The organism is Roseovarius spongiae, assembly GCF_003651245.1.
Lineage (GTDB): Bacteria > Pseudomonadota > Alphaproteobacteria > Rhodobacterales > Rhodobacteraceae > Roseovarius > Roseovarius spongiae.
This window is the reverse complement of record NZ_RAPE01000002.1, coordinates 896,452-922,611: the sequence shown is the minus strand read 5'-3', so window position 1 is coordinate 922,611 and position 26,160 is coordinate 896,452. Positions and strand designations below refer to the sequence as shown.

Genomic DNA, 26,160 nt, shown 5'->3' with positions numbered 1-26,160 from the left:
TTACTCCTTGAAATCCCTGGCGCGCTCTTTCTTGACCTTGTCCGTGGGGCCGTCGAACCCCGGCGTGCGCATCTCGGATTCCATCGATTCGCGCGTCCATTCGGTATCCGGGCGCGGCTCTCCGAAGGCGTCCTTCGACTCTACCGCGTTGTCGGTGCGGGCCATTTCGCCCGGCTTGCGCTCGGCCACCGGGTTGGCGGGTTCGCGCTCGCCGGTCGGCTTGGCTTTGGTCTGCTTGGTATCCTTGCTGGACATCATGTCGCTCCTCTTGTCTGCCCGACCAACGCGCGGGCCGGCGCCGCGGTTCCGCGGCGCGCGGGCCATTGCGCGCGCCGACATGCGCCAGTATATCCCCCGCCATGCCCGATGCCGCCCATAACCGCCCCGCCCTGCCGCCCGAGATCGCGCGCCGCCGCACCTTCGCGATCATCAGCCACCCGGACGCGGGCAAGACCACGCTCACGGAGAAATTCCTGCTCTTCGGCGGGGCGATCCAGATGGCCGGGCAGGTCCGCGCCAAGGGCGAGGCGCGGCGCACGCGCTCGGACTTCATGCAGATGGAGAAGGATCGCGGCATTTCGGTTTCCGCATCGGCGATGTCGTTCGATTTCAACGCCTTCCGCTTCAACCTTGTCGACACGCCCGGCCACTCGGATTTCTCGGAAGACACCTACCGCACGCTCACCGCCGTGGACGCCGCTGTGATGGTGATCGACGGCGCGAAAGGCGTGGAGAGCCAGACGCAGAAGCTCTTTGAGGTCTGCCGGCTGCGCGACCTGCCGATCCTCACCTTCTGCAACAAGATGGACCGCGAGAGCCGCGACACCTTCGACATCATCGACGAGATCCAGGAAAACCTCGCCATCGACGTCACGCCCGCGTCATGGCCCATCGGCATGGGGCGCGATTTCATCGGCTCCTACGACCTCTTGCGCGACCGGTTGGAGCTGATGGAGCGCGGCGATCGCAACAAGGTGGCGGAAAGCATCGCCATCGACGGGCTTGACGATCCGAAACTGGCCGAGCACGTGCCGGCGCATCTCGTCGAGCAGTTGCGCGATGAGATCGAGATGGCGCGCGAGCTGCTGCCCACGCTCGACCCTCAGGCGGTGCTTGAGGGGCACATGACGCCCATCTGGTTCGGCAGCGCGATAAATTCCTTTGGCGTCAAGGAACTGATGGACGGAATCGCCACCTATGGCCCGGAACCGCAGCCGCAATCGGCCGTCCCGCGCCAGATCGCGCCCGAGGAGGACAAGGTCGCCGGGTTCGTCTTCAAGGTGCAGGCCAACATGGATCCGAAGCATCGCGACCGCGTGGCGTTCCTGCGCATGGCCTCGGGCCATTTCACGCGCGGAATGAAGCTGACCCATGTGCGCAGCAAGAAGCCGATGACCGTCACCAACCCTGTGCTCTTCCTCGCCTCCGATCGCGAACTGGCGGACGAGGCCTGGGCGGGCGACATCATCGGCATCCCGAACCACGGGCAATTGCGCATCGGCGACACCCTGACCGAGGGCGAGGCGCTGCGCGTGACCGGCATCCCCTCCTTCGCGCCGGAACTCCTGCAGACCGCGCGCGCAGGCGACCCGATGAAGGCCAAGCACCTGGAGAAGGCGCTGATGCAATTCGCCGAAGAAGGCGCCGCCAAGGTGTTCAAGCCGGTGTTCGGCTCGGGCTTTATCGTGGGCGTCGTCGGCGCGCTGCAGTTCGAGGTTCTGGCCTCGCGGATCGAGCTGGAATACGGCCTGCCGGTGCGCTTCGAGGGATCGCAATTCACCTCGGCCCGCTGGGCGACGGGACCGAAGGCCGCACTTGACGCGTTCGTGGAGGCCAACAAGCAGCACATCGCGCATGACAACGACGGCGACATCGTCTACCTCACGCGGCTGCAATGGGATATCGACCGGATCGAGCGGGACTTCCCTGACGTCACCCTGTCGGCGACCAAGGAGATGATGGTCGGCTGATCCGGCGGCCCATCCCGCGGCCCGAATAGCCCCCGCCCGGTCACGGTGGCGACGGAACTACATGCCGTCATGAGATCGCGAACTCCTGTAAACTGAACGGGTCAGATATTTCGGCCATGGCGCGTCCGGTCGGAGCGCCAGGCGCGGCGCCGATTCGCCCGGCATCAGCCCGGATTTCCCCGATCCCGGCTATGGCGGCCTTTCGATGGCGCTGCCGTCAGCTTGTCGACTTCGCAGGGCATCCGACACTCACCGACATGCCTGATGAATTGTGCCTGAAGTCGAAACAATACGGGCGTCAAAGGCCAATCGTTCATCAAATCCACCCCCGGATACACGCATTAGGAGAGCGGCTGGCACGGAATTATCGTTGTGGTTCAATAGCTAAGGAAACAGAATGTTTCCCCTGATATTGTTAACAAGGATGCGATAAGTGTTAAGTTGAATTGTGTCGCATTGAAGGCGAATTTTCGCCATCCGCGCGGCGCAAACCAACTGAACCCCGGGGGCGGGCGTTCGACGGCGGGAACATCCCGGCGACGGGCGCGGGAAAACAGCCGGGGAAAGCCGCAGGATAGCGGCGCTCTGACGAGGCGCGAAGGGCATGACGAGTAAATGTGGTTTCAGGCAATAGGGGAGTGCCGATGTCAGAGACGAATTTTCACGCGCATCAGCCAAACGGGCTGAATGCCGTCGCCGAGCGCGGACTGATGAACCTGTCGGGCCGCCGCCCCTCCGGCGCGCGCGCGCGCCGGACCGGTGGGTTTTATCGGGGCGTGGGCAAGCGGACGCTCGACATCCTGTTCGTGCTGTTGAGCGCGCCGATTGCGCTGCTCCTGATCGGGATCAGCGCGGCCCTGCTCTGGGTGGAGGGCGGTGCGCCGTTTTACCGGCAGGACCGGCTTGGCCGAGACGGGCGCGTGTTCCGCATCCTCAAGCTGCGCACGATGGTGCGGGACGCCGACGCGAGCCTGGCCGATCACCTCGCCAACGATCCCGCGCTGCGCGTCGAGTGGGAAACCACCCAAAAGCTCAAGAACGACCCGCGCATCACGCGCGTGGGCTCGATCCTGCGCAAATCCTCGCTCGATGAACTGCCCCAGCTCTGGAACGTGCTGCTGGGCGAGATGAGCGTGGTCGGCCCGCGCCCGATGATGGTCGATCAACTGCCGCTCTACGGCGATGCGGAACACTACTTCGCCCTGCGCCCCGGGATTACCGGGTTGTGGCAGGTGTCCAAGCGCAACGAGGGCCTGTTCAGCTTGCGGGTGGCGCTTGACGCGGAATATGATCGCTCTCTCTCGCTCGCGCAGGATCTCAAGGTGCTGTTCCTGACCGTCGGCGCAGTGCTCAAGCGCACGGGATACTGACGACAGACCAGGCCCCGCCGGATGCGCGCGGCGGCATATGACCCAGGTGCAGAAGGTGAAAGACATGGGCGAATCGGACCGGACCGCGCGGACCGACGCAGGATCGGGGCGCGCCGACGCTGACGCGGAGCGCGACGCGCGCACCGTGGCTATGGACATGCGTGACCTGCCCTTCGACCTGGAATTGACGCGCCGCGTCAACGGCCAGTTCATGCCGGCGAAATGGGGCATGCGTGACCCGTCGCTCGGGATCGCCGATGCGCGCCCGCCGGGCGGAGCCCTGCCCCATCAGCCCCGGATGAACGCACTCGCCCCCTATGACCCCGGCAGCTGGGAATCGCTTGAGCGGATCCCGCTCGGGCTGGGCGCGACCTCGGCGCTCAACGCTCAGATGGCGCTTTCGGGCGGGGACCGGCGGGTGCTGCGCGTCATCGACGATCTGCGCACGCAACTGCTTCAGACGTTGCAGGGCGAGGTCTGGAACCGGATCGCGATCACCGCGCCGACATCGGGCTGCGGGACGACGTTCACAGCGACCAACCTCGCGCTCAGCATAAGCCGCATTCCCGACTTCCGCACCGTGCTGATGGATCTCAACCAGCGCCGGCCCGGCGTCGCGCAGGCGCTTGGCCTGCGCGGGCCGGGCGACATGCACCGCTATCTCGCCGGGCAGGTGGCGACGCGCGACCATATCCTGCGCTGTTCGGACACGCTGGCGGTCGGTCTGAACCGCGCGCGCCCGGTCAACCCGGCGGAGATCCTGCAATCCAAGCGCTCCGGCGCGGTGCTCGACGACATGATCGGCGCGCTGCTGCCTGACGTGGTGCTCTACGACCTGCCGCCGATGCTGGAACATGACGACCTCCAGGCGTTCCTGCCGCAGGTCGACGGCGTGTTGCTGGTGGCGGACGCGACCCGCACGCTCGGCGCGCAGATCAAGGAATGCGAGCGCCGCCTCGAAGGCCGGACCCAGTTGCTCGGGGTTCTCCTCAACCGTGCGCGCGACCCATCGACGCGCGCCGCGGCCTGACCGCCGATACTGGCGGGCTGTCATAGTTTTGCCCATATGATGTGCCATCCGTGGTCCGCAGCCGCACGAAGTGGCGGGACCGGCGCCGCGGCAGCAGGCGCATTTGAGGCAAAAGGCTGATTGATGGGATCGATCTATTCGATTGCTGACGCGATTGACATGGTGCGCCGGCGCATCATGACCATCGTGGCCATGTTCCTTATCGGTTCGATCCTCGCATTCTTCTACGCCCTCGGGCAGCAGCATCTCTACAGTTCGTCCGAGGTGTTGCAGGTCCAGAAGCCGACCATCGCCGCCGATCTCGCCCCCAGCACGATCACCGGGTCATCCGCCCGCCGCCTGCAAATCATCGAACAGCAGGTCATGTCGCGCGACTCCGTCCTCGACATCATCGCCAAGCTCGGCCTGTTCGCCGACCAGCCGCAGATGACCCGATCTGAAAAGGTCGCCGCGATCCGCAAATCGGTGTCGATCCAGGGCGTCGCCGCCGCGCGAGAGGGCTACAGCGACGACGGCGCGGTGTCGCTGCTGCGGATCACCGCCGACTGGCCCTCTGCGGAGGGCGCGCAGAAGATCGCGCACGAGTTTTCCCAGCACACGATTGCGCTCAGCGTCAGCACGCGGCTGCAACAGGCGAATGAAACGCTTGAATTCTTCAAGCTGCGCGAAAAGTCGCTGGAAGAGGACGTCGCCGCGCTCGAAGCCGAAATCACCCGCTTTCGCGCCGAGAACGACGTCGCGCTGCCGGGCAATACCGAATCCATCCAGCGCGAGATCGAACAGGCGAGCGCGTCGATCCTGACCATCGACCGGCGGATGCTCGCCCTGCAGCGCCGCCTTGACGCGCCCGCGACCAGCCGCATCGAGCGACGCCAGCGCGAGGAGGACCTGCTCTTGATGCAGGATCTCGAGGCCGAGCGCGCGCTCCTTGCCTCGACGCGCGAACGGCTGAGCGAGGATCTCGCCGGGACGCCGCAACTTGACCTCAGGATGGCGCAGTATGACCGTCGGCTGGCCGATCTGCGCACCCAGTTGCGCGAGGTCGCCGCGCACCGACAGGAGGCCCAGGTCGGTTATCAGCTCGAATCCCGGCGCCAGTCCGAACGCCTGACCGTGCTCGAACCCGCGCCGCTGCCGGATTATCCCTTCACCCGCTCGCGCAAGGTGATCTTCCTGCTGGGCGCGGCGGCGAGCCTGCTGTTCGGGCTTGGCCTCGCCTTCGTTCTCGACCTGCGCCACCCGGTCATCCGCTCGGCCGAGCAGTTGGAGCGCGAGATCGGCCTGCGCCCGGTGGTCTCCATCCCCGAGGCGCGCTCGCCCCGCCGTCCCGGCGTTTTCGCACGGCTTTTCCGCCGCGCCGCCTCAGGGGGCCGCGGGCGCTGACAGGGCCGCGATCGCGTCGGCGTGCAGCAGGATCGCCCCCGCCGCGATGGCCAGCGCCAGGGCGGCGAAGACGGCGTCATGCAGCGCGTCCCACGCTCCGTGCCGCCGCGCAAGGCGGATCAGCATCGGATGCACAAGCACCATCGCGATCCCGAAGGACGCGATCCCGCCCAGCAGCCCGAACCACTGGAACCCGACCCAAAGCAACCCCATCTGCACGGTCGAGCGCACGCCAGAGAATACGAACGCCCCCCGCGAATCCCCCGCCGCCAGCGCCGCGCGATCATAGCTGAGCCCCATCGCCTGCGGCAGGAACCCGCAAGCGAGCAGCACCACCATCGCCCCGGCCTGCATGTAGCGGTCGTCATAGAGCAGCTCGACGACCCACGGACCCGCGAAGGCCATCAATCCCAGCAACGCGAACAGCCCGCCCGACATGCAAAAGCGCATCTTGCGCAACCTTGCGCGGTTTGCGCGCGACTCGGTCGGCGGGCGGTCGCGAAAGACCGGGATCAGCATCTGCTGCGCCATCGACATGCCCAGCATGATCGGGAAACTGGCGAGAAAATAGCCGATATTGTAGATCCCCAGCGTCCCAAGGGCGAGCAGCTTGCCCAGGATCGCCTTGTCGCCCTGCCCGCTGACGAAGGCGAAGGCGGTGCTGAGGAAAATCCACTTGCCGAAATGCACCTGTTCGCGCAGCGCCGCGCGTTCGATCCCGAAACGGTTGCGCGGCCCCGGCAGGAACCGGGTGGTCAGGAACAGCTTGGCCGTGGCGGTAAACAGCCCGCCCAGAACCAGCGCGATGACCGACTGCGTCGCCAGCGCCACGACCACCATCAGGCCCAACCCTATGGCTTGCGCGGTGAGATCCAGCACCGTGAGCCGGCCAAAGGCGAGGTGCCGGTGCGCGGTTTCGATCCGTGTCGGCAAGAAACCGGTGATGACCAGCGCCAGCCCCGCGATCGGCAGATACAGCACGAGGTCGGGCTGATCGTAGAACCGCGCCACCGGCCAGGCCAGCAACAGCGTCAGCCCCCAAAGCGTGAAGCCGCGCATGATCTGGATCGACCAGGCGGTGTTCAGGAAGGCGGGATCGTCGCCCCGCCTGCTCTGGCTGATGCTGGGGCCGATGCCCACGTCCGAGAACATCATCAGCCCGACGGTGATGACCGTGACCAGCGCCATCAGCCCGAACGCCTCGGGGAACAGGATGCGCGTCAGGATCAGGTTCGACGCCAGCCGGATCGCTTGCGCCCCGCCGAATCCGACCAGCACCCATGACGTGCTGCGCAGCAGGCGCGCGGTCAGGCGGTTGCCGCTCATTGCCGTGATCAGACGTTTCATCGCGCCGCTTCCCGCCCCTTGCCGGCGCCCCCGCCTGGCCTGGGACGCTAAGCGCAAGGGCGGTTCCGGTCAATCGCGCCGCTGCCGTTTGCCGCACGACTGTGCTCCTCGGCACGCGGCGGCGCGAATTCACCGCGCCGCCGCTTTCCCTTGTCGCCGCGCCGACCTAGTCTCGGGCGGAGCAACGACCGGGAACAGCCGCCGCGTGAAGATCGCCTATATCCTCAACACCTATCCGCAGCCCTCGCACAGCTTCATCCGGCGCGAGATGCTCGCGCTCGAGCGGCAGGGGTTCGAGATCACGCGCCTTGCGATGCGCGCCTCGGATGCAGAGTTGGTCGACGCCCAAGATCGGGCCGAGGCGGCGCGTACGCGCTACGTCCTCTCCGCCGGTCTGCCCGCGCTGGCGGGCGCGCTTTTGCGCCGCCTGCTCCGCCGCCCCTGCGCCACGCTTGGCGCGCTGCGCATGGCGTGGCGGATGGGCGGGGTGTCCGAGGTCGGCCGCCTGCGCCACCTGGTCTACCTGGCCGAGGCCGCCCATGTCGCCGCCACTTGCGCACAGGAGAACGCGCAACACGCCCATGCGCATTTCGGCACCAACGCCGCGGCGGTCGCGATGCTCTCGCGCATGCTCGGCGGGCCGCGTTACAGCTTCACCGTCCATGGCCCCGAGGAGTTCGACGCGCCGCGCGCCCTGTCGCTGGGGCCCAAGGTCGAGCGCGCCGCCTTCACGGTCGCGATCAGCAGCTTCGGGCGCAGCCAGCTTTGCCGCTGGGTGGCGGCGGCGCATTGGGACCGGATCAAGGTGGTGCATTGCGGGATCGAACCGGACCGCCTGCCCCCGCCCGCGCCGCTGCCGGAGGGCGCGCCGCATCTTGTCGCCATCGGGCGCTTCGTTGAGCAGAAGGGCCAGATGATGCTGGTCCCGATGCTGCGCGCGCTGCTTCCCGACCACCCGGATCTGCGCCTGACGTTGATCGGCGACGGTCCCATGCGCGCCGACCTCGAAGACGCGGCGCGCGCCGCCGGGATAGCTCACGCCGTCACCTTCGCCGGCTGGCTCGATGAGGCCGGCGTCGCAGAGGCGCTCGCCCGCGCCCACGCCCTCGTCATGCCGAGCTTTGCCGAAGGGCTGCCAATGGTGGTGATGGAGGCGATGGCCGCCGCGCGCCCGGTGATCGCGACCCATATCGCCGGCACGCCCGAACTGGTGCAGGACGGCGTGACCGGCTGGCTGGTTCCGGCGGGTGATACGGACGCGTTCGCGGACGCGGTGCGCGCGCTTGCGGCGCTGCCGCCCGCGGAGCTGGCCGCGATGGGCGCCGCCGCCCGCGCGCGCGTGCTGAAGCGTCACGACGTCGACGATGAGGCCGCCCGGCTTGCCGCGCACATGAAGGCCGCCGCCGGGCCGCAGGGCTGAAACGCGCGCTCAGCCGTCGATGCGGATACGCTCGTTCTTCGGATCATAGGGGCTGTCCTCGGTCACCGTGGCGTCCCAGAGGCGGTCCATGATCTTGACCTTGAGAACCGTCCCCGGCGTCGCCAGCTCAGGCTTCACATAGCCGATGCCGATGCTCTTGCCGAAGGCCACGGAATACCCGCCCGAGGTGAGTCGCCCCACCCGCTCGCCCTCGGGCGTGTAAAGCACCTCGCGCCCCCACGGATCGGCGTCGTCCGGCCCGTCGATAAGGAAGGTCGCGCACTTGACGCGCACGCCGGTATCGATGAGCGCCTGCTTGCCGTGGAACTCCATGTCCAGATCAATGAATCGCGGCAGATCGGCCTCGAGCGGTGTGGCGTCGCGGCCAAGCTCGTTGCCGAAGGCGCGGTAGCTCTTCTCCTGGCGCAGCCAGTTCTGCGCGCGCGCGCCGACCAGCTTCATGCCATGCGCCTCGCCCGCCCCTTCCAGCAGATCGAAGAGGTAGTTCTGCATCTCCATCGGGTGATGCAGCTCCCAGCCGAGCTCTCCGGTATAGGCGACGCGGATCGCGTTCACGGGGCACATGCCCAGTTCGATCCGCCGCGCGGAGAGCCACGGGAACCGCTTGTTCGACAGGGCCGTGGCGGGATCGGGGTCCTTGATGACGGCGTTCAGCACGTCGCGCGACTTCGGCCCGGCGATGGCGAAGACGCCCCATTGGGTCGTGACGTCCTGGATCTCGATATAGCCGAGCTCGGGGGCCTTGTCCTCGGCGGCCTTGCGCAGGAAATCGGCGTCGTATTCGCTCCACGCCCCGGCGGAGACGAGGTAATATTCATGCTCCTTCAGGCGCACGATGGTGTATTCGGTGCGCGTCGTGCCATGCGCGGTCAGCGCATAGGTGAGGTTGATGCGCCCCACCCTCGGCAGCTTGTTGCAGGTGAACCAGTCAAGGAACGCGGTCGCGCCCGGCCCCTTGACGATATGCTTGGTGAACGCGGTGGCGTCGATCAGGCCGACGCCCTCGCGGATCGCGCGCGCCTCTTCGACCGCGTATCGCCACCAGCCGCCGCGACGGAAGCTGCGCGCGTCGTGATCGAAATTCTCGGGCGCGTCCAGCGGCCCGAAGTAATTGGGCCGCTCCCAGCCGTTGACGAAACCGAACTGCGCGCCGCGCGCCTTCTGGCGGTCGTACGCCGGCGCCGTACGAAGCGGACGGCAGGCGGGGCGTTCCTCGTCCGGGTGGTGCAGGACATAGACGTGGTCGTAGCATTCCTCGTTCTTGCGCGCGGCGAATTCGGTCGTCATCCAGTCCGACGAATACCGTTTGGGGTCGAGGCTCGCCATGTCGATCTCGGCCTCGCCCTCCACCATCATCTGCGCGAGGTAATAGCCGGTTCCGCCGGCGGCGGTGATCCCAAAGCTGAACCCTTCGGCCAGCCACATGTTGCGCAGCCCCGGCGCGGGGCCGACCAGCGGGTTGCCGTCGGGCGTGTAGCAGATGGGGCCGTTGAAATCGTCCTTCAGGCCCGACTCCTCGCAGGACGGGATGCGGTGGATCATCGCCGCGTATTGCTCTTCGATCCGCTCGAGATCGAGCTGGAACAGGTCGGCGCGGAAACTGTCCGGCACGCCGTATTCGAACCGCGCCGGCGCGCCCTTCTCATAGACGCCGAGGATCCAGCCGCCGCGTTCCTCGCGCACGTAGCTTTGCGCGTCGGCGTCGCGGATGACGGGATGTTCGGGGTTGCCCGCCTCCTTGCGGAACTTCACCAACTCGGGGTCCTGGTCCATCACGATGAACTGATGCTCGACCGGAATCGCGGGCATCCGGATCCCCAGCATCCTTGCCGTGCGCTGCGCGTGGTTGCCGCTGGACGTGACCACGTGTTCGGCGGTGATGACGATCTGTTCGTCGCCCGGCACGAGGTTCCCGCCCTTCTCGACCATCTTCGTCGCCGTTACCTCCCAGGCGTCGCCGGTCCAGTGGAACGCGTCGGCCTGCCACTTGCGCTCGATCATCACGCCGCGCTGGCGGGCGCCCTTGGCCATCGCCATCGTCACGTCGGCCGGGTTAATGTAGCCGTCGGTGTTGTGATAGAGCGCGCCCTTGAGATCGGAGGTCTCGATCAGCGGCCATTTCTCCTTGATCTCGTCCGGGGTGAGCCAGACGTAAGGCACGCCGCAGGTCTCGGCGGTGGATGCGTAGAGCATGTATTCGTCCATGCGCTCCTGCGTCTGGGCCATGCGCAGGTTGCCGACGACGGCGAACCCGGCGTTGAGCCCGGTCTCCTCCTCCAGCGTCTTGTAGAAATCGACGGAATACTTGTGGATATGGGTGGTCGCGTAGCTCATGTTGAAGAGCGGCAGCAGCCCGGCGGCGTGCCAGGTGGAGCCGCTGGTCAGCTCGTCGCGTTCGAGCAGCATCACGTCCTCCCAGCCCGCGCGGGCGAGGTGATAGGCGATCGAGGTTCCGACGGCGCCGCCGCCGACGACAAGGGCTTTGACTGTGGTTTTCATCGCGGGCGACTCCCTGGTTCCGATTTGCGCCAAGATGTATCACGCCTGACGATCCATGCGCGGCCCAGCCGACACAAGGACGCGCAAAACCGACGCGGGGCGCTATTGCCCGACCGCCGAATCGAGCCGCCCCAGCGGGAAATGCCCGCCGAGGATCGCGCGCAGATCGGCCCGGCGCGGGTTGCCCGGATCGTAAAGCGCATAGCAGACGTAATCCTCGAGCAGCGCCGCCTGCTGTTCATAGCCGAAGCCCTCGAATGGCGAGCGGCCGCGCGGCACGTAGAAATAGGGATCGAAGCGGGCGAATCCCTCGAACGCGGCCCGTGCCGGGCTGTAGCCCGTGCGCGCCCGGTTCTGCCACTGCCAGACATGCACCAGCTCATGCGCGAGGATCAGCGCCTCGGGCAAGAGCGCGGCGCGCGGCCAGCCGGGCGCGAGGTCGGGGCGATAGAATTCATCGGCGACATGAACGCGGTCATAAAGCGCGAAGGCCGGCGGCGGTCCGGCCTGGCTTTGGGGTTCGAGCCGGTCGCAGAACCCCTTGAGCGGCGGCGCGTCGACCGGCAGCAGGCGCGGCGCCTGCGACCCCTTGGGCGGCAAGGGGCGCAGCCCCAGATCGCGCGTGACGCGCACCTTGTCGAGATCGAGCGAGGGACCGATCACGTCGCTGGCGAAGGCGCGCTCATTCGGGGTGAGCGGGCGCGCGCAGCCCGCCAGCGCCAGAACCACAAGGCCGCAGAGGGCGAGAGCCGACCGGACGCCCGCGCGCATGTCAGGCGGCCGCGGTACGGCGCGCGGCCGGCGGGATCAATCCCGGGCCCCGGCCCGGATAGGGCGTTGATGTCATGGCGTCTTCCTTCCTGACGTCGTCGAGTGTCGCGCGTTTGCCCGCGCACGCCAAGAGGCCGCGGCGGATTTTTCCGCCACGGCCTGTCTTGCGACCCTCTACTGGACCGGGTTACTTCACGCCGCAGAATTTGCCGACACGCTGCGTGTCGCAATCCTCGCCGCCGACCTTCAGACGCTTGGGGTCGTCCGCGCCCCGGTTGAGCGCGTGCTTCGCCTGCATTTCGAGCCGGTTCGCAGCCTTTGGTTCCTGCTTGGCGGGCGCTTCGGCTTCGGCAGCTTTCTCAAGCGCGCGCCGCGCCTTGACGCGGGCATTCTCAAGCTGCCCGGCGCGGACCAGCATCGTCTTGCGCTGCGCCGCGGACAACGGCCCTTGCGCGCTTCCGACGCGGCGCGCCGGCGTCGCCTGCATCTCGTTCAGCGCGTCGTAATCGATGGCCGCCAGCAGGTCGATCAGCGTGTCGTGGTTACCCTCGGCATAGGCGGTGATCTCGATATCGTTGCCGACATGACCGCGCACGAAGATCGGCGGGGTGAGCGGCAGCGTGCCGCTGCTGTCCCACTCGTCCCGCTTGGCGCCGTAGAACGTGACGCCCGCCACCTTGCCGAACTTGATCGGGCGGCCGTGGCGAAGCATGACGTTGATGGTGCCGGGATCCGATTTCAGCTTGCGCGTGAAGGAGCGCCCGATTGAATCTTCATGCGTCGCCGACAGGCGGATCGTGCCGGACGGGCCGACATATTCCCAGACATCGCGCTCGGCGCGGGCGATTTCCTTGCCGCTCATCACGCCCTCGGCGGCGCGCATGACCGTGCTGTCATCCATGTCGGCCATGGATTCGGTCTTGATCGGATCATCTCCGCTTTCATCGACCGGCGACCAGGCCCGCCGCTCCCAGCCGGGGGGCGCATCGGGCAGGTAGTCGCGCGCCGGAACGGGCGGCGCGGGCTCGGCGGTCTTGAGCAATCCGCCGACGCGGTCGCTTACGGTCTGTGAGTAGGCGGCGACCGAGTAGCTGCCAAGCGGTTCATCCGCCGCTTGCGCCTGCGCCATGTAATCCACGCCAATAGCCGTTGCGGCGGCGATTGCCGCGAATGCGATTGCGAATCCGTTCATCCTGCTGCCTCTTGCGCTCCGGTATCCGGAGGCAATCTGGCGACGAATTCCGGCGATTGTTAGATGCACACGGGGCGCTTATCGGGCGTCACTCCCCAAGCGCGACGCCCTCGCGGCGCGGATCGGCGCCGCCGAACAAAAGGCCGTCGCGCAATGCAACCGCATGCAGGCCCGACGTCATCTCCTGCAACTTGACCTCGTAGCCAAGTGTGCGCAGCGGCTCGGCCAACGCCTCGGCGGCCGTGCCCGCCTCGAGGTCATAGGCGCCCCACCGGTTGATCATGTGCGGCATCATTGCCGCCTGCTGCACGTTCATCCCCCAGTCGAGGATCGCGATCAGCGCGTTGGTCACGTAGCCGATGATCCGGCTACCGCCCGGAGAACCTATCAGCAACACCGGTGATCCGTCCCGCATCACGATGGTCGGCGCCATGGACGAGCGCGGCCGCTTGCCCGGCTCCACCCGGTTGGCCACCGGCACGCCGTCCTCGTGGCTGCGAAACGAGAAATCCGTAAGCTCGTTGTTGAGCAGAAAGCCCCCCACCATCAGGCGCGAGCCGAAGCCGCTCTCGATCGTGGTGGTCATCGACAGCGCGTTGCCGTAGCGGTCCACGATCGAGATATGCGAGGTCGAGGGCAGCTCGACCGTGCCGTCCGCGCTCCACTCGGCGGCGGCGTGATCGAATTCCGGCCGTCCCGGAGCGACCTCGGGCAGCGCGTCGTCGCCGCGCAGCAGGTCCGCCCGCCCGGCCAGGTAACCTAAGTCGAGCAGACCCCGCGTCGGCATCGGCACATAGTCGCTATCGGCCATGTAGCGCCCCCGGTCCGCGAAGGCGAGCCGCGCCGCGTCCCCGATCAGGCGGCGCGCCTCCGCGTCCATCGGCCCCAGCGCGCCAAGGTCGAAGCCGGACAACAGGCCCAGCGTCTGCCCTACGGTCAGCGCGCCCGAGGAGGGCGGCCCCATGCCGCAGATCTTATGGCCGCGATAGGGCGCGCAGATCGCGGGCCGCTCGCGCACGCGGTAAATGGCGAGGTCGACCTCGCTCAGCAGGCCGGGATTGACCCGTGCGCCCTGCACTGCAGCGACGATCGCGCGCCCGATACGCCCGGTATAGAACACGTCCGGCCCTTCGGCGGCGAAAGCGCGCAGCGTGTCGGCATAGGCCGGGTTGCGCAGCCGCGCGCCCGCCGGCAGCGGCGCGCCGCCGGGCAGGAAATAGGCCGCCGTGTCGGGGAACATCGCAAGCGCCGTGGCCTTGCCCGCGATCGAGGCCGCCATCCGTTCGCTCACATCGAAGCCGTCCTCGGCGAGCCGGATCGCATCGTCAAAAAGCGGCGCCCAGGCCAGCCGGCCCCACCGCCGATGCGCCGCGTGCAACAGCGCCGGCGTCCCCGGCGTCCCGACGGACAGCCCGCCCGGCACCGCGTCCATGAACGCCATCGGGGCCCCGTCCTTCGTCTGAAACATGCGTGGACTGGCCATGAGCGGCGCGGTTTCGCGCCCGTCGAGCGTGGTCAGCGCGCCGCTCGCGGCGTCCCACCAGACAAGAAACGCCCCGCCGCCAAGCCCGGAGCTTTGCGGCTCCACCAGTCCCAGCACCAGCTGCACCGCGACCAGCGCATCGGCCGCCGTGCCCCCCTCCCGCAGCATCCTTGCCCCGGCCTCGGCGGCCAGCGGGTGCGCCGCGACGATCATCCACTCACCGGCCTCGACCGGGATGCCGGCCGCCTTGCGGCGCTGCGCCTCGGCCACCTGCGTGCTGGTGGCCTGCGCCGCCGCGCCGCCCGCTTCGGGCGCGACCGCATCGGCAGCCTGCTGCGCCGCGACTGGCAACGCAAGGCAAAGACAAAGGACGGTCAGCAGGCGCATGGCGCGCTCCTATGGCGAATCGGTCCGCGCCTACAGCATCGACGGGACGACCTGGTCGGGCGGGCGGTGGCCGTCCTGGAAGGTCTTGATGTTGACGAGAACCTTCTCGCCCATCTCGATCCGCCCCTCGACGGTGGCGGACCCCATATGCGGCAGCAGCACGACGTTCTTCAACTCGCGCAGGCGCGGGTTGGCCTCGCGCCCCTTCTCGTAGACGTCAAGGCCGGCGCCCGCGATCTCACCCGCGCGCAGCATCCGGGTCAGCGCGTTCTCGTCGATCACCTCACCGCGCGAGGTGTTGACGATCACCGCCTCGGGTTTCATCAGCTTGAGCCGCCGCGCGTTCATCAGATGAAAGGTCGAGGGCGTGTGCGGACAGTTGACTGAAATCACGTCCATCCGCGCAACCATCTGGTCGAGGCTCTCCCAATAGGTCGCGCCGAGGTCGTCCTCGGTCTCCGGGCGCAGGCGTTTGCGATTGTGGTAATGGATCTGCATCCCGAACGCCCTGGCGCGCCGCGCCACCGCCTGCCCGATCCGCCCAAGGCCCAGGATGCCGAGCCGCCGGCCCCCGACGCGCCCGCCCATCAGCGCCGTGGGCGACCAGCCCTGCCAGTCCCCCGACTGCATGAGCGCGAGCCCCTCGGGAATGCGTCGCGTCACGCCGAGAATCAGCGCCATCGTCATGTCGGCGGTGTCATCCGCGCTCACCCCCGGCGTGTTGCTCACCAGGATGCCGCGCTGGCGCGCGGTGGCCACGTCGATGTGATCCACCCCCGCGCCGTAATTGGCGATCAGCTTGAGCTTGTCCCCCGCCTGCCCGATCAGCCCCGCGTCGATGCGATCGCTCAGCGTCGGCACCAGCACGTCCGCCCCGCGGATCGCCTCGGCCAGCTCCTCGCGGCTCATCGGCGTGTCGTCCGCGCGGAGGCGGGCGTCGAACAGTTCGGCCAGCCGCGCCTCGACCGGTTCGGGCAGGCGTCGCGTTACGACAACACTCAGACGTTCCGTTGGCATTCGGTCCTCCTCGACCTTTCCTTGCGCGCAGCTTGCTGGCAGAGTGGCGCAGTAACGGACGAGGGGCAAGAACCCCCCGCGAAAATAGACAGGCGAACCCGAGATGCGAAACGTATCCCAAGTTCTCTGCGCCGGCCTGCTGGTCTGCGCGCAGGCATTCTCCGCCGCCGCGCAGGATCGCGGCGCCGTCACCAACCTGCCGCTGCCGCGCTTCGTGTCGATGAAGGCGTCCGAAGGCAACGTGCGCCGCGGACCCAGCCGCACTCACCGCGTCGACTGGATCTTCAAGCGCCGCGACATCCCGCTCGAGATCACCGCCGAGCACGGTCACTGGCGCCGCGTGCGCGACCGCGACGGCGCCGGCGGCTGGATGCACTATTCGCTCTTGTCGGGCGTGCGCACCGTGATCGTCGAGACCGACATGCTGGAAATGAAGGCCAAGCGCGACCCGACCTCGCGCGTGATCGCGCAGCTCGAACTGGGCGTGATCGCCCGCGTCGACGAATGCGACGGTCCCTGGTGCCGCATCCAGAGCGCCGGATACAGCGGCTGGGTGAAGAAGGCCGATCTCTGGGGCGTGCGCGCCAACGAGACCCTGCACTGACCCCCTGCCCCCTTCCGCGCGGGGGGCGGCAAAATTTTCCCTTTCCGGGCTTGCACCGCCCGAACGGGCAGAGTAATCACACCACGCCGTTGGGGTGTAGCCAAGTGGTAAGGCAGCGGTTTTTGGTACCGTGTATCGTAGGTTCGAATCCTACCACCCCAGCCAATGTCCTCGAAAAACTCCATACTTCCCAATGGGATAGCCGTTGGTCAAGCGGCCAGCCTCCCGTCTCCACGTCGCAGTGGTTCACAAACTGGTTCACATCGTACGCGGTGTAGAACGCGCGAACCGTCGAGAAAATGGGGACTCCATCTCGTTCGCAGAAACGGGATCTTCTACTTCCGGCGGCGCTGGCCCGAAAAAATACGCTGTCTCGGCGCGCCGGCTTTTCTGTCGGTGTCGCTCCGCACCCACCTCCTCGCCGAAGCGGTAAAGCGGTCGGCCGACATGCTCTCCGCGGTCGAGGCAGGAGAGAGAGACGTGCTCGAAGAACTACAGGATAGCCCCGTCAGCGAGGCCCGGGTCCGGGCGATGCTGAAAGAGATCGTGCGGCGGGCAGTGGCCGACATGATCGCGAGGCAGGAAGGCGACACGTCGGTCGATGGCTCCGAGGCCTGTCTCCGCAGGATCGATGCAGAGACCAGCCGCATCCGGGACGCCCAGCGCGCCCGGGACTGGTCAGTGGCGCCCGCAATCGCAGGAGACATCGCGCGGCAGAACGGCCTCGCCCTCGAGGCTGTCGAGGCCCCCGCGGTTGCCCGGCAGGTGCTCTCCCTCCTGCGCCGCCTCAACGAGTTGAGCGCCCGCGTGGAGCGGGACTTCGACGACCCGCTCGATGTCGGGCGGGATCTGCTGATCGATCACGGGCTAAAGCCGACCCGGGACGCCATGAAGCCGCCCATGCTGTTGTCGGAGGCGATCGAGAAAGCCTGCGAAGAGGCCCCGCAAGACGTGGAGACCAAGATCCGCGTTGTCGGGAAACTCGCCCTGGCGTATTTCAGCGACGTGCCTGTGGCGTCCATCGAGCTCGAGCAGTCTTTCGAGTTCCTCTTCAAGGTATGGATGCTGCCGAAGGGCTGGGGAAAGGGCCACGGCCGGAACAGGCACGAGAAGATCGGCAAGGACCTGTGCCCCCTGCAGGAGATCCGCGACGCCGATGCGCGGGACGCTCGGCTGCTCGAGGAAGTCATGAGCCTCGACACGCTGTCGGTGCCCGACAAGCGCCGCCGCCTCGTGCTGGAACTGACGCCTCGGCTCACGGACGGATACCTGTTCGTCCAACGCGACATGCTCAACCGCATATTCCGAGCCGCGCTCGGGCGAAAACGTGTCGGACGGGATGTCGATGACGAAGATCGTCTCGTACCCTCCCACGCGCAGCTGAAGAACCGGTTGCGTGCTTGGCACAAGTCTCAGAAGACTCCCTGCAAGCTTCCGAGACGTGTGTCGCGCCCAAAGCGGCGGATGTCCTGGTCGCTTGAGCACGTGTCGAGGCTCCTGCGCTCGTCGATCTATCTTGGCACATCGTCACCCAAGCAGCGCAGCCGGAAAGCCACCGCGCGCAAACGCATCATCATCCGTGACGCGATCTACTGGGTCCCGCTCATCATGCTCACCATGGGCGTGCGCCCGGAGGAGATCCTCCAGGCCGCGGTGCCGGATGTCGTGCGCCGCGACGGGATCCTCTGCCTCTTCGTCGGAGACGAAGAAGACGCCGTGCTGAAGAACGAACAATCCCGGCGCGTCCTGCCGATCCCGGAGATCCTTCTCGAACTCGGCTTTCGGGAGTGGGTCGTAGCGAAACGGAAGGGTGGTGAAACCTGGCTCTTCCCTGAAATTCAGCCGGACAATAGCCATGGAAGGCGCTCACAGATCTTCGGCGACCGGCTGCGAAACCTCCTGAAGACGCTGGAGCTTCAAGACACCCGTGAAGATATCTACGCCATGCGGCGCACCCTGTCCTCCAAGCTCATGGGTCTCGGTATCGATACCGGCACACGTCAGCGGATCCTCGGCCACCTCGAGGGAACGACCATTGACCGGCACTATTCGGATCATGGCCTTCTGGAGTTGAAAGACATGCTCGATGCCGTCGACTACGGCATCGAAGTCGGCAGTGACAGGCGGTTTGGCTTCCCAATCATCGTTGGCAATCGCACCGCCATGCAGTCGGCTCTCGATGTTCACATAGCCTTGACCGATCGGCGCGAGGTTTCCGCCGTTCAACTCCGGGATGCGGAAACCGACGAGATCGTGTTCGAAGCCGCCATCTCTGGCCGCAAGGCGCCGTCGGCGTACCCGTGGAATGAATGCAGCGCACTCGATGAGAAAGAGGTCGCGTCTGAGATCATCACGCTCGGCCGACAGTATTCGCTCACGATGCCGGCCAGCGAAGAGGCTACGGCAGCGGTCGAGCACCTGCTGATACTGGTCGATGACAAACCGTTCTACGCTCCCGCCGCGAAGCACGGCGTCACCAAGGAATCGGAGGAAATCGAAAACGCGCCTGTGGTTGATGCTGAACCGGTGGTCCAGGAGCCAGGCTGTCGCTCTGTCGATCTCGTGGCGGGGGATCTTGTGGTGTGCGCTCTTCCGAGCCGGCGCGCTGGCCTCACCAAGTCGACTGCTCGTCCGGGAGTTGTCGTGAAGACCCGCGCCATGGCTGGCCGGAAATTCCTCGATATCGCTTGGGGTAGCCCGATCGAGACTACGGGTCCGGCACCGCATGAACTTGCGATTGTCCAGGCCATCGAGATGGCTGAAGCCAAGCTCGACATTCCGACGCGCTTCAATTTGCGGCGGCGCTTCCTTGTTCCCGAGGAAGATACTGTAAGGCTGCATCACCGCCTCGGGCGCCTCAGCAAGAGCGCCGAAGCAAGGCTCAGGGAAACCCTCGTCCACGCCGGTGACGTCTCTCCGGAGCCGGTCGAGGAATCTGTCAGGAAGCCACGGCCACTGGTGGTGGAAAGGAAGCGCAGTAAGAGCGTGCGGCCACCTTATTCGAGATAGGTGACAGGTTCGAGATAGGCGCCAAAACTTCGTCGTCGAGGTTCTCGTTGCGCGCATCGTGACAAGCCCACTGCTGTCCCGGTATCGTTCGGAAAATCTCGTTCGTGGCTGGCCGCAACCGGACAGGAAGCGCCATTGGCACGACAGGGTATTAGGTAACTGGAGGCATGATCATACGCGCCCTGCGCGCGTCGGGGACAGGTCAAGACAGAACGCCAGACAAAAGCGGCGACCCACCCGAGGGCGGGTCGCCGCAGCTCGCGAGATGAGATCAGACGTGCAGGCGCCGGTTCACGAGCCTCTCAGCATTGATCCGAGCATCTGCGATCTCGATCATGTACCGAAGACGCCGGAGGCTCTGCAGAAGCGAGAGAACGGTCTTCCCCTTTTCAGTCAGGTCCCGTCGCTTCTCCACAGTCCCCACAGCACCGTGGTCGGGATCGCTGTGGCCGTGAAACACCTGCACGATGGCGATCGTCTCGTCTTCCAGTTCCGCGTCGAGACGGCGAATGAGGGGCTCGAAGTTCCGGACCGCATCGGTATCGACCCATTTATCCCCGGAGATCATCGCGAGGTCGCGCAGATGGCATGCCCTTTCGACTGCGGAGGAAAAGATGTCGGCATGCCGGAGGCCGTCACTGATCTGCCGGGTTTCCAGCAGGATATGTGTAAAGAGATCCTCCAGCGGCATCTGAAGATATGTATTGCGCATGACCACTCCTTGGTTTTCCGGCGGCGCACCATGCGACCGCCATTCAAGTCGCCGGCGCGCACGCCGGCGGAGAGGTCAAGCCGCATCGCGGCCCGCATTGTCAGGTTCCTTGGAATTGGCCTGTGTCTGCACGCTGTCGAATTCGGCGAGCAGGTCGCCAAGCGCTTCCGCCAGCAGGCACAGATCATGCACCGCGGGGTCGTCCGGAGAGAGTGCACAGAAATGCGCCGCGCTGAGTCCTTCGGGATCATCACCGATCTGCAGACAAAACAGATCGCGCAGCCACTGCAGTTCCCGCCAGCAATGTCGGTCCATGCGGTCGGCCCGCCGCAGTCGCGCGGTCAACCTCACGCACCGGCTCTGCGCGCCCACGCCGCCCAAGAGACCCGCCCCATGGACGAGCTCTTGATATTTTCGCGTGACGAACTGCTCCGCGGCTCTCACCACAGCTTCGCTGTGCTTGCCATCTGATGTTGGTGACATCTCATTCTCCTCGTTCATTGCACGGACAGTCGTGTCCGCATCAAGCGTCCTTGCCTCCTTTCCTTGGACGGGGTTTCAGGTCGGCGTTCCCGGTAGCAGCCGAAGGAATTCCATTGGCCGACCCTCGTTTCATTCCGCGCTGCCCGGCTGAGACCGGCGCGCCCTCGCGAGAAGGGGCGCGCCGAGATCGCCGGCAGCAGTTTCCCAACCTTCTGTTCCGAGATGCTTTTCTGATAAGTTCCGACCGGGCTCTGGCGCAGCGATCTGGCCTCGGGTTGGTAAACCTTCACGACCAGGCCCGTGAGGGCGGGTCGACTTGTCCTGACTGCCACGCCGCCGCGGGTATAGAATGCCCTTCTAAGGCCGCGTGGCCGCATGCACGTCGATCAATGCGGGAACCGACTACCTCGGCAGCTCTTCGGTCGCATTCTGCCCCTTCTTTCGGAGAGGCCGGTCTTGACGTGTTCTGCGCGGGGTTTTCGCCGTTTTTCGACGAAATACTTCCGTATCCGCACCGAGCCGCTCAGCAGTGCGCCTCGCCGCCTCCGCGTGCTTCTTGCTCGCCAAGACTTGACCGGCCCTGCGCGTGTAGATCGGCGTCACACTGCGCGTGCGGTGACCGAGAATGACCGACGCGAGGGCGGCCTCCTCCGGCGCGCGTGCGACGATGAAATTCGCGGCCGAATGGCGGATCGGGTGCGCCGTGACGCGGCGGTCGAGCCGATCTTCGGTCAGGCGTCCGATGTTTTCCGAGAGGGTGGCGCCGAGAACGGCGAGACCGTTGTCGCCTACGAAGAGCTTGTTCTCCGAGGGTAGTGCCATCGCGGCGCGGTGCCGGGAAATGTAGGACGACAGACACCGCACGGCCTCGCTGCTGAAGAGTCTGGTCTCCGCCTCGCCTGTTTTCGTGTCGCACCCCTCCACATGGATCATGACAAGACGTGACAGAAGGCCGGGAGTGACATCGGCCGAGGCCAGCGCACCGACGCGCATCGGAGCTTCCGTCAGCAACACGAGTGCCAGGGCCGTCCGCGCCAGCATGTGGGCATCTTCGAAGTCTCGCCGAAGGCGTGCCTTGTCGAATCTTCGATCTGCCAGCTCAAAGACCTGCAGGCCAAACTGTCTGAGATCGTCGGCGGGAAGAGCCCGGCCGGCATTGCGTGACGGAGAAGCCGCAGCGATTTTCTTCAGGCTCCGGTGGGTCTTTTCGAGCCAGCCATGATCCTTTTCCGGGAACAGGACACGCGAGAACGCAAGCAGGCTCGCGATTTCCATGCAGGCGGCGTTCGGTCTGCGTCCGGCCTTCTGCATTGCTATCAGACGGGCCTTTACCCCGGCAGCATGCAAGACGCGTGACAAGCCGGACCTGCCGCAGCAGTCGAAGTACCGGCCAGCCGCTTCCACGCGCCTCTTCAGCGTCGAGGCAGCCCATGCTTGGACCAGCAGGCCATCTCCGAGACCGTCCGAGTCCACGATCAACATCGGCGCGGCGCGATCCTGCCACTCCTGCGGGCATCGTCCCAGATGTCTTTTCAGATGCTCCGCCAGATCGCCCCGCGGGTCGCGCGGCTTGCGGCGCCTCGGTTTTCTGAGGGAATAGAGCATGGGCGCGGCCTCCGGGAATACGAGCCCCAGGACCTGCCGCAGGCTTGCCGCCACGCCCCTCTGCGTGCGCTGAATCGGTGCGATCACGGCTTCGCAAGTCTCCCGCGTCACAACGAGAGGGTCCGGCGTGAGCAGGACCCACCGCCCGAGCGCGTGACCCAGACGGTGTCTTTGATGTTCCGAAAGCGACAGGGCGTCGAACCGGACGCGCAGGACCTCCGGCCACGCGTCACGCGGCGCGGTTACCCGGTGTTTCGGCATGCGGGATCCTCCATGATCTTGAAATTGACCTTCGCAAGGACGCTCCGCTGGCTCTTTTTGAGAAGATGCAGATAGCGGTGCTGAGCGATGATCGCGTTGACTTCGGCGTAGTAGCTCTGCGTCGTCTCGATACGCCGGTGATCGAGCAGGACCCGCACCAGTTCCATGGCACTGGGATCTTGATCGAGTATGATCTTGCCGGCGAGATGCCGCATGACATGCAGATTCAGATCGATTCTGAAATGCCGCCACAGCTGGTTGCGAAAGGTATTGTTGCCCTTCTCCTTGCACATGTGGCCCATGCCCGGCGCATGCTTGGACACCTCGTCGTCCTTTCGGGGATATCCCGGGAACAGGTGCGGGTTCTTCGCGCATGCACCGGCAAGCCGGCGGGCCTCGGGAAGAAAATGCGCGATGTAGTACTTGATCATCTTCACGGTCCCCGGATCGATCTGGATGTGCAACTCGCTCAGCGTCTTCGTCTCGATCGCGGAAATCACGAGCGTCCCTGTGCCACTACCCGCGGGAAGGATCAGATGCGGGTCGTCGCCTTCGTGGCGCAGCCCCACGAGGCTGGTCCTGCGCAGCGGGCCCGTGTATTGCGAGATCCGAAGGAAAAGAGCGTTGCGAGCCAGTGCGATATGCTGCTTGCTCGGGCGCCGACTCTTCTGCAGGCCCTTGCATGCCATCCTCCAGAGCTCGCCGGGGGCCTCGAAATACCTTCGCAGCCGGCTTTCCTCGGAAAAGCGCGCAAGTTTGACCTTGTGTCTCTTGCCGATCCTGCGGCTGGTGTAGACACGGGTCTTCGTCCCGTCTTTCTTCAGTTTTGTGGCCACGACCATCGGGTCGATGGACACCTTGAACTCCTCGAGGGCGCTCAGCCGGGTCTCGTCGATCCCGATGTGGCGCGCGATGGCGCACAACGTCTCGACAAGGGAATGCTCGTAACGGCCTTTTTCCTTCGCATTCCAAGTTTCCCCGCTCGCCTCCATGCGCGCCCTCCGGGCCTTGCGGGCGCCGACGGCCATCGCCTTGGCAACCTGGACGTCGCAGAGGTCCGCCAGCGAGGCCGGTTTGCTCGTGATCCGATGGTCCTCTTCAGCTGCGCGCCAGGAGCGTTTTGCAGCGTCACGCCAATTTTTCTTCGTTCCTGGCTCGATGATGATCGCGGCGTCTTCTTTTCCAGCATCGCCCCCGGCGTCGTCGAATATGCCGAACTCGGCATATTCATCGTCCGTGCTTTCGGAGACCAGGTCTTCCCAGGCGCATTCCGCCCTTGCCGACACGGCCTTTTCGAGGATTTGATCCAGCGGGGCGCGGATGCATTGCGGAACATCATGCCACTTCACCGTTGCCTGCCGGTAGACCGGCAGCGTGGGCGGAGGCAATTCTCGGGCCAGGCCGGTGGCGGATGCCGCCTCGTTCCACGCCCGGACGAAGCGACGCAGTTTCTCTTCATGGCTGTTCGAGAAGTTGGACCGTTCGGCCTCGTAGAAGGAAAGCGCCAAGCCCGGATCAAGATCGTCGAGATCCGCGTCGAAGTGATCGGCGAAGAGAACGAACCGTCGCGCAATCGCGAGGGCGCTGGTTTCATGGTCCCTTAGCCGCTCTGAAACTGCGGTCAACGCGCGCTTCGCGGCGTCGGACATGTTGGCGAGATCGACCTTGCGCACCTTCTTGCGAGAGCAGTCGACAAGACGGACGGCGCGCAGGCAGAGCGATCGCTTGTTCTCGAAGGTCTTTCTCGTCCTGCAGTCCAGATCCTCGGGGGACAACCGCTTGAAGATTGTCGAGACCATCGCCTCGGTCGCGGCGATGTCTTTCGTCGTGGATTGCTCGGCGGACGCGAGCACCTCCAGAGCCGAAGTGGTCCGCTTGGCATCATCCCGGGACATTGTGAGTCCCGCCGCCTGCTGGGCGTCGCGGAGCGTCGGGATCCGCCCCCGCAGGTTCACGGCGAGCCAGCGGGTCGGCTCGTCGGCCCAGACCCGCAAGGCACGCCTTGCGTCGGACAGGAGCTGCGCCGCCCGCTCGCCGAGTTGCGCGCGCAGTTCCACCGACGGGTCGAGGAGGATTGCCTCGAGTTCATCGACAGAGAGCACACCGTCGCGTCCCAATGCGATCGTGATTGCACGCAGGCTGGCAATTGTCGGATTGCGGGATGCCGGCGTGAGTTTCGAGAGCCAGAGCGCGCGCTCGAGATCCCTGGTGTCGTTGGTCGGGGTAATCGTATTTTCCTGCATCATCATTCTGCTTTTCCTTGTTTATCTGGAGGGGCGCCCTCACGCGGTGGTTTCGCGATGAAAACCACCGCGTGAGGGCGCCAAATGGGGACGGGGGCGGCCTTGTTCGGCCATTGGTGGACAGCGAGGGACGCCGAAGGTCATCGGGGGACATCGGGGGGATCCGGAGGGTCTTCACTCCGACCCCGTGCAGACCCTCCTATTTCCCCGATCCTTCCAAATTGTTGTTCTCATTTAATTTATTGAATTCCCCGCGCTCCTCGAGCTCGAGGCAATAGCGACGCCAGTTCTCCAGCATCTCGTCGGCGATGTTCTTGAAACGCCAGATGTCGAGCGCCGTCGTCGTCCAGTGACCGCTTTTGCGATTGCCGCCGAGGATGCCCGCCGCGAGGTAGCGACGAACCTGCTTTGCGGACCTGTTGAGTTCGGCCGCTGCTTCCGCGGCGGTGAAAATTTCATCCGGGGGAAAGATCATGATGGTCTCCAGATTGCGTTGATCTGGAGGGGAATTGGTTCCGATGCGGGGTGCTCGGAAAAACTATTGGAAGTCTGGCTCCGGACCTTGACTCCTCGCGGCCTTTGAACGCCGACACCATACACAACGCCGTTTCGGTCAAGGGGCATGAACCGCACCGGGTCTGCCGGAGGCTCCAACTTTTGAGTAGACTGAAGCCATCATGTGAAAACGACGAAAGAATTTTTCCCCGGAGGTCCGCGAGCGCGCTGTGCGGATGGCCCTCGACAATCAGGGTCAGCATGGGTCTCGCTGGCAGGCGATTGCTTCCATAACCGCGAAGTTTGGCTGCTCCGCGAACACGCTGAACACCCGGATCAGAAAGGCCGGGGTGAACGGCGGACAGCGCGCGGGGATCACGAGCGATACTGCCGAGAAGATCAAAGTGCTCGAGCGAAAGAACCGGGAGCTGCGCCAGGCGAACGAGATACTCCGCAAAGCCTCGGCATATTTTGCCATGGCGGAGCTCGACGCCGGTCGAAGTGATGGTGTCGTTCATCGATGCTCATCGCGCCGAGCACGGGGTCGAGCCGATCTGCAAGCTGCTGCCGATCGCCCCGTCTACCTGCTATTCCTGGCCGAAACGATCAACGGTCTGTTCAAGGCCGAGGTCCGGCGTGGCCCATGGCGCAGCTTTGAGGCTGTCGAAGCGTGACCCGGTAGCCAAGACGCAACAACAACTCGCTCGCCTCGGTGCGAATTTTCCGGCGTCGTTATCTATCGTCGCCGTGAAGACGTAGGTTGCAGAATCGCGCGGAGATATATCGTCATCTGGCGGAACTTTTGCGTCATTTCGCGGGGAAATCTCGTCATATGGCGGAGTTCCTGCGTCATCTTGC

20 protein-coding genes, 1 tRNA gene and 1 other annotated feature are annotated in these 26,160 nt (G+C 65.7%); of the genes, 9 read left to right on the top strand and 12 right to left on the bottom strand.

Translation table 11 applies throughout. The annotated features are described in order from the left end of the window. On the bottom strand, positions 1-255 hold the full coding sequence (locus tag D6850_RS11160; RefSeq protein WP_147438898.1) for a hypothetical protein: 255 nt from the start codon (positions 253-255) through the stop codon (positions 1-3). A 104-nt stretch (positions 256-359) separates the two neighbouring features. Between D6850_RS11160 and D6850_RS11155 the strand changes: the two genes are divergently transcribed. The 4 genes from D6850_RS11155 to D6850_RS11140 all read left to right on the top strand — a co-directional run bounded on the left by D6850_RS11155 (position 360) and on the right by D6850_RS11140 (position 5,753). Further along, positions 360-1,970, top strand: coding sequence for a peptide chain release factor 3 (locus D6850_RS11155; RefSeq protein ID WP_121166757.1), 1,611 nt, complete (start codon positions 360-362; stop codon positions 1,968-1,970). Between the two features lie 644 nt (positions 1,971-2,614). Next, positions 2,615-3,340, top strand: a complete 726-nt coding sequence (locus D6850_RS11150) for a sugar transferase (RefSeq protein ID WP_121166755.1) — start codon at positions 2,615-2,617, stop codon at positions 3,338-3,340. Positions 3,341-3,377: 37 nt separating this feature from the next. Then, positions 3,378-4,370 (top strand): CpsD/CapB family tyrosine-protein kinase, encoded by a 993-nt coding sequence (locus D6850_RS11145; protein WP_121166753.1) that lies wholly within the window; start codon positions 3,378-3,380, stop codon positions 4,368-4,370. A 177-nt stretch (positions 4,371-4,547) separates the two neighbouring features. After that, complete coding sequence (locus D6850_RS11140; protein ID WP_245964158.1) at positions 4,548-5,753, top strand: GumC domain-containing protein; 1,206 nt, start codon at positions 4,548-4,550, stop codon at positions 5,751-5,753. Here D6850_RS11140 and D6850_RS11135 read toward each other — a convergent pair. Next, positions 5,733-7,100 (bottom strand): oligosaccharide flippase family protein, encoded by a 1,368-nt coding sequence (locus D6850_RS11135; protein ID WP_121166749.1) that lies wholly within the window; start codon positions 7,098-7,100, stop codon positions 5,733-5,735. The two genes, D6850_RS11140 and D6850_RS11135, sit on opposite strands and share 21 nt — an antisense overlap. 205 nt (positions 7,101-7,305) lie before the next feature. Here D6850_RS11135 and D6850_RS11130 point away from each other — a divergent pair, with 205 nt between their 5' ends. Further along, positions 7,306-8,520, top strand: coding sequence for a glycosyltransferase (locus D6850_RS11130; protein WP_121166747.1), 1,215 nt, complete (start codon positions 7,306-7,308; stop codon positions 8,518-8,520). A 9-nt stretch (positions 8,521-8,529) separates the two neighbouring features. Here D6850_RS11130 and D6850_RS11125 read toward each other — a convergent pair whose 3' ends face one another. From D6850_RS11125 to D6850_RS11105, 5 genes are all read right to left on the bottom strand, one after another. Further along, the gene (locus tag D6850_RS11125; protein WP_121166745.1) at positions 8,530-11,040 is read right to left on the bottom strand and encodes a GcvT family protein; all 2,511 of its coding nucleotides are present in this window, start codon (positions 11,038-11,040) and stop codon (positions 8,530-8,532) included. Between the two features lie 102 nt (positions 11,041-11,142). Beyond that, positions 11,143-11,811: a hypothetical protein gene (locus D6850_RS11120; RefSeq protein WP_121166743.1), complete on the bottom strand. Its 669-nt coding sequence runs from the start codon at positions 11,809-11,811 to the stop codon at positions 11,143-11,145. Positions 11,812-11,998: 187 nt separating this feature from the next. After that, entirely contained in the window at positions 11,999-13,003 is a 1,005-nt protein-coding gene (locus D6850_RS11115; RefSeq protein ID WP_121166742.1) for a hypothetical protein, read from the bottom strand. An 88-nt stretch (positions 13,004-13,091) separates the two neighbouring features. After that, the gene (gene ggt, locus D6850_RS11110; protein ID WP_121166740.1) at positions 13,092-14,873 is read right to left on the bottom strand and encodes a gamma-glutamyltransferase; all 1,782 of its coding nucleotides are present in this window, start codon (positions 14,871-14,873) and stop codon (positions 13,092-13,094) included. A 30-nt stretch (positions 14,874-14,903) separates the two neighbouring features. Beyond that, a complete protein-coding gene (locus D6850_RS11105) occupies positions 14,904-15,890 on the bottom strand; it encodes a 2-hydroxyacid dehydrogenase (protein WP_121166738.1) in 987 nt (328 codons plus the stop codon). A gap of 103 nt (positions 15,891-15,993) precedes the next feature. Between D6850_RS11105 and D6850_RS11100 the strand changes: the two genes are divergently transcribed. The 3 genes from D6850_RS11100 to D6850_RS11090 all read left to right on the top strand — a co-directional run bounded on the left by D6850_RS11100 (position 15,994) and on the right by D6850_RS11090 (position 19,503). Next, positions 15,994-16,494, top strand: coding sequence for an SH3 domain-containing protein (locus D6850_RS11100; RefSeq protein ID WP_121166736.1), 501 nt, complete (start codon positions 15,994-15,996; stop codon positions 16,492-16,494). 90 nt (positions 16,495-16,584) lie between these two features. After that, positions 16,585-16,659: transfer RNA gene (locus D6850_RS11095), tRNA-Gln, on the top strand. Beyond that, positions 16,660-19,503 (top strand): DUF6538 domain-containing protein, encoded by a 2,844-nt coding sequence (locus D6850_RS11090; RefSeq protein WP_121166734.1) that lies wholly within the window; start codon positions 16,660-16,662, stop codon positions 19,501-19,503. Positions 19,504-19,774: 271 nt separating this feature from the next. Here the strand turns inward: D6850_RS11090 and D6850_RS11085 are convergent, their stop codons facing one another. From D6850_RS11085 to D6850_RS11070, 5 genes are all read right to left on the bottom strand, one after another. Further along, positions 19,775-20,215 carry a hypothetical protein gene (locus D6850_RS11085; protein WP_147438897.1) on the bottom strand — a complete coding sequence of 147 codons (441 nt, stop codon included), beginning with the start codon at positions 20,213-20,215 and terminating at the stop codon, positions 19,775-19,777. 75 nt (positions 20,216-20,290) lie between these two features. Continuing rightward, positions 20,291-20,716: a hypothetical protein gene (locus tag D6850_RS19295; RefSeq protein ID WP_147438896.1), complete on the bottom strand. Its 426-nt coding sequence runs from the start codon at positions 20,714-20,716 to the stop codon at positions 20,291-20,293. Between the two features lie 384 nt (positions 20,717-21,100). Continuing rightward, positions 21,101-22,564, bottom strand: a complete 1,464-nt coding sequence (locus tag D6850_RS11075; RefSeq protein ID WP_166434046.1) for a site-specific integrase — start codon at positions 22,562-22,564, stop codon at positions 21,101-21,103. Further along, the gene (locus tag D6850_RS19490) at positions 22,546-24,813 is read right to left on the bottom strand and encodes a hypothetical protein (protein ID WP_166434045.1); all 2,268 of its coding nucleotides are present in this window, start codon (positions 24,811-24,813) and stop codon (positions 22,546-22,548) included. The genes D6850_RS11075 and D6850_RS19490 overlap by 19 nt, the downstream gene beginning before the upstream one ends. 193 nt (positions 24,814-25,006) lie before the next feature. Further along, the gene (locus D6850_RS11070) at positions 25,007-25,282 is read right to left on the bottom strand and encodes a hypothetical protein (protein WP_121166729.1); all 276 of its coding nucleotides are present in this window, start codon (positions 25,280-25,282) and stop codon (positions 25,007-25,009) included. A 256-nt stretch (positions 25,283-25,538) separates the two neighbouring features. On the opposite strand from D6850_RS11070, the gene D6850_RS11065 reads away from it, so the two are divergent. Next, on the top strand, positions 25,539-25,976 hold the full coding sequence (locus tag D6850_RS11065; protein WP_147438895.1) for a hypothetical protein: 438 nt from the start codon (positions 25,539-25,541) through the stop codon (positions 25,974-25,976). Beyond that, positions 25,766-25,881: a sequence feature (AL1L pseudoknot), on the top strand. It overlaps the preceding gene by 116 nt. Positions 25,977-26,160: the final 184 nt, after the last annotated feature.